The sequence below is a fragment of the Dietzia sp. 179-F 9C3 NHS genome (assembly GCF_045369825.1).
GTDB lineage: Bacteria > Actinomycetota > Actinomycetes > Mycobacteriales > Mycobacteriaceae > Dietzia.
In genome coordinates this window covers 1-3,894 of the sequence record NZ_JBIQES010000032.1, presented here as the reverse complement: position 1 = coordinate 3,894, position 3,894 = coordinate 1, and the positions used below count along the sequence as shown (strand labels likewise).

Sequence of the window (3,894 nt, the reverse complement as noted above, 5' to 3'; positions counted from 1 at the left end):
CGCCAGCGGGCAACTCTCACGTCCGCCAGCGGGCACCTTCGTGACCGCCTACGGGCAGTCTCTCGTGTCCGTCGTCAATCTGCATGGAGCTCCGATCGAGGCTGCCCCTCCGCTCGGGCCTAATCCGTTCGTAGGTACAACCGGCGCTCAAGCCAGCGCCTTGATTCGCAATGACCCGGCTCGCTGGCACGACGGTCGAACGGGCGGGTTGGTGGAGGTGAATCTGAACGAAAACTCCGGCCGGTTCGCGATCGGCAGCGGCGATGCCCGCTTTGAAATGCACTTGGAGTACCCCTTCAGCGCGCCGCAGCCTGGCGGGCCCAAGGTGGTCCGCCACTACAAGGACGGAATCGGCCACATCGGCCGCGTGGCTACAGCTGCCGACCACCCAGAAATCTTCACAGACCTCTCCACCCTGCCGATGTCCAATCGCACGGAGGAAACCGTCCCTGGCGACGCACTAGTCATGATGAACCGAAGCGGCTACTGGTCGCTGCTTATGCTTGATGACGTCACCTTCCGCCGTGGTCTGAACGGTTACGAGCCAATCGCCACATTGCGTTTCGTTATCGCCACAGACCGAACCGCCTCGCTCGCGCTTGATGACTTGCTAAGGTCGACCACGTAGAGCCGAACTGCCAACGCGGCCACCGAGTGGGATGCGTCTTGAACCGACACTGGACGGGTCTTGAATCCCCTGCCGCGAGACACTCCGGATTCGACATCTCTCAGTCGCCGTCGCCGTCAGGGAACGCAGCAGTGGGAACATGAGCAGCGCCCAGGGTCGTGGAGCGCGCTATTCGCGGCTCGCCGATGCCGTGGAGGCCGACGACTACGCGGTGGTCGATCACTCTGTGGAGGTTCGTCCGGGCTACCCCCAGGCAGCCGCGTAGCGGAGGCGCGACCGAGGGAACCCGGCCACTGGCTGCTCGGCTGACCGACGACGACTAGAAGTGTGCGCCGAGCGAAAGGGGCAGCGCACAGCGTGTTGAAGGAGCTGTTTGCCTAACCCGGGTGATTCACGGGGATTTGCGGATCGCTGGGCGAAAATAGACCGAAGTGCTTCCTGATCAGGGGAAACTGGGACTAGTAGTGCCCCATAGAGTGGTGTAACTCGGTGGCCGAGATCGTCTGCGATTCCGTGTTGTGTACGGGTGTAGAGCGGCCACCGTGTGATCCTTCGAGTCAACCTTCGACCGAATCCTCGAACGGAGTCATCACGATGACCGCACCTCATATTGTCGACCCTGCAGGCCTGCTTGGCCAAGCCCTATCTGACGCGTCGCCGGATCTGATGCGCGAGCTGCTGCAGACCATGATCAACGCACTGCTGTCCGCCGATGCCGACGCTGTGTGCGGCGCCGAGTGGAACGCCCGCTCGGCTGAGCGCACCAACCACCGCAAACGCTACCGCCACCGGCCCCTGGATACCCGGGTCGGCACCGTCGACGTCGCCGTCCCGAAGCTGCGCTCGGGCAGCTACTTCCCCGAGTGGCTGCTCGAGCGCCGCAAGCGGGCCGAGTCCGCGCTGATCACCGTCGTAGCCGACTGCTATCTGGCCGGGGTGTCCATCCGCCGGATGGACAAGCTGGTCAAGACCCTGGGTATCGACTCGCTGTCCAAGTCGCAGGTCTCACGCATGGCCCAGGACCTCGACGAGCAGGTCGCCGCGTTCCGGCACCGACGCCTGGACGAGGCCGGACCGTCAGTCACGCCGACGGACCGCTCATCCGGCCACTGGAGATGAGCGCCGTACCGGAAACGCGAGAGGCTGATCTCGAGACCTCACTTCAGGGGTGTCGCTTCCTGCGGCCTCGTTCATCTACGTCTGGCGAGACTGAGCCGATCTCGCCTTTCACTGACGCGGCCCGACACCGCCGCCGAGGGCACCCGTGATCGACTCGACACAACACGCGTAGAGACTGAACACGCTTTTGGCCAGCGCATTTCCTACTGGCGCTTGGAAGTGCTAGAGTCGGATTCATCGGAGAAAACCACCCGAGCCACGGCCGGTACAACTGAAGAAGCGTCACAGAAGGCCTGGCGACGTTTTAGATGAAAGGATTTTCTCCGATATGGGTGAGATTGACTTCCCCAGCCCACACTTCGGGCGTTCGCGTCCCGCACTGGTCGACGCCGACAGCATCCAGCGAGTTCAGGTCCGGCTTCCTGCCGTGATCGCCGCTGATCTCTACCGCTACGCCGCGTCCATGGAGCGGACCGTGTCGTCTGTGGCGCGTGATGCGATCGCCCAGTACCTCGAGCGGCAGCGAGGAGACCCGTGACCGGGTGACGGTCACGGGCGCTTTCTCATGCCCGAAACGAGTTCTGGGTGACCTCCAGAAATGCCGAAAGCCGAGCGCTGCCACGCTCGGCCTCGGAATCCACACAGCGGTTCCCGCCGCTGCATTCACTCCCAACCTTTCAAGGAGTCCTGATGTGTAGTTTGACGTACCCACTTGCCGGAGTCAATCCGGTGATCGTTCCCTCAGCGCGTGTGGGGGGTGATCGGTGATGGTGCGCGCCAAGGCGATGGCGTCCAAGCCCAGGCCAGCGGTGCTGCCGGGTGGCCCGCCGGCGTTATATGACAGGTCGAGGCCGTGGCGCCCGGAGGGGCAGCCGTGGAGCCAGGAGCGACTGGAGGCCTTGTTGGCGCGCGCGCCCGAGCGCATGAGCTCCCCGGTGGGGCGGCGGTGCGCGGAGGTGGCCGCGCAGCTGGTGGTCCGCAGGCCGTGGGCGACCGAGCCCACGCTGGGTGCGGACGAGGACCGGCACACGATCGTCGCGCGGTGCCTGCTGGAAGACGCCGAGATCCACGGCGGCGACGTCGAACCGCGGCGCGCGTTCCTGCCTGAGCAGCTACGCGATTACCTCGAGCGACACGCGAGCACCTGGTCCCAGCCCACGACGAACACGCGTTCGACATACCTGCACCAGGTGGCGAGGTACCTTCACCCGGACCTGTACCCCAAGCAGGCGGCCCCGTACACCGTGGGCCGTAGCAGCAAGCACGTGCCGAGTGAGCGGGATGTGCAGCGCTGGTACGGCATCGCGCACCTGGTCAGCGGAAATGTCGGCCGGCGATTCGGGGTGATGCTGGATCTGGGCACCCATGTGGGCACCACCTCCAGGGAGGCGCTCGAGCTCACCGGCACGTGCGTCCAGCCTCATGGCTGGCATGCCGTGGTGACGATCCACCCGCCCGCCGGCAGCGCCCACCGCAGGGGTTGCGAGACCCGGCGGGTGCCGATCGGCGACCCCCGGGCGGCCCGCCGGCTGCTGGACGCGGCCGCCCTCGCCGGAGACGGGCCGATCCTGGGCATCGAAGGTAAGAACGCACTTTCGAATGTGCCGTGGGCGCTGCGCAGCCGTGGCCACGAGGTCCAGGTCACCATGGAGCAGCTGCGGGCGGTGTGGATCAGACGGATGCTGGTCAGCCCGATCCCGACCAAGGCCTTGTGGCAGATCGCCGGCCTGTCGGTCTCCGACGGGCTGAAAATTCACATCCCGCACTGCCCGAAATTCACCGACACCGAGCTCGTCCACCTCATCTGCGCGACCCAGGAGGCCTGACCATGCCCATCCACCACCTGCAGGCCGACGAGATCGCCACACCCAAGGTCTTCGACTACGCCTACGACCTCGTCGAGGAGAGCGGCATCGTTGATCTGATCGAGGCAGAGGTTGCCGCGCACGTCCGCGGGAGCGGACGACCCCGCACCGGACTGGGCTACTCGATCCGCGCGGTGCTGGTCGCGATGGCGATGCTGACCTACCGCCGGCGCCCGGTCACCCACGCGGACATCGTGCGCACGATCTGAACCGCCCCAGGTTTCCCGCCGCCTCCTTTTCGAGTCGAGGAGGATGGCTGTATGCCGAAGAAGATCGATCCCG

General features: G+C 65.5%; 4 protein-coding genes and 1 pseudogene. All 5 read left to right on the top strand.

The genetic code is table 11. From position 1 onward, the window contains the following. On the top strand, positions 1-628 hold a 628-nt coding region (locus tag ACH0BZ_RS16280), incomplete at its 5' end, for a hypothetical protein (protein WP_406899785.1). A gap of 594 nt (positions 629-1,222) precedes the next feature. Then, positions 1,223-1,705 (top strand): annotated as a pseudogene (locus ACH0BZ_RS16275) (transposase); the annotation flags it as partial. A gap of 370 nt (positions 1,706-2,075) precedes the next feature. Further along, positions 2,076-2,285 carry a CopG family ribbon-helix-helix protein gene (locus ACH0BZ_RS16270; RefSeq protein WP_406899782.1) on the top strand — a complete coding sequence of 70 codons (210 nt, stop codon included), beginning with the start codon at positions 2,076-2,078 and terminating at the stop codon, positions 2,283-2,285. A gap of 229 nt (positions 2,286-2,514) precedes the next feature. Further along, positions 2,515-3,573, top strand: a complete 1,059-nt coding sequence (locus ACH0BZ_RS16265) for a hypothetical protein (RefSeq protein ID WP_406899781.1) — start codon at positions 2,515-2,517, stop codon at positions 3,571-3,573. A 2-nt stretch (positions 3,574-3,575) separates the two neighbouring features. Further along, positions 3,576-3,821, top strand: a complete 246-nt coding sequence (locus ACH0BZ_RS16260) for a hypothetical protein (RefSeq protein WP_406899778.1) — start codon at positions 3,576-3,578, stop codon at positions 3,819-3,821. Positions 3,822-3,894: the final 73 nt, after the last annotated feature.

What these genes read in the sequence shown, in the direction of transcription:
- ACH0BZ_RS16260 (WP_406899778.1), top strand. Translation starts at nt 3,576, where the DNA reads ATGCCCATCCACCACCTGCAGGCCGACGAGATCGCCACACCCAAGGTC.
- ACH0BZ_RS16270 (WP_406899782.1), top strand. Translation starts at nt 2,076, where the DNA reads ATGGGTGAGATTGACTTCCCCAGCCCACACTTCGGGCGTTCGCGTCCC.
- ACH0BZ_RS16265 (WP_406899781.1), top strand. Translation starts at nt 2,515, where the DNA reads ATGGTGCGCGCCAAGGCGATGGCGTCCAAGCCCAGGCCAGCGGTGCTG.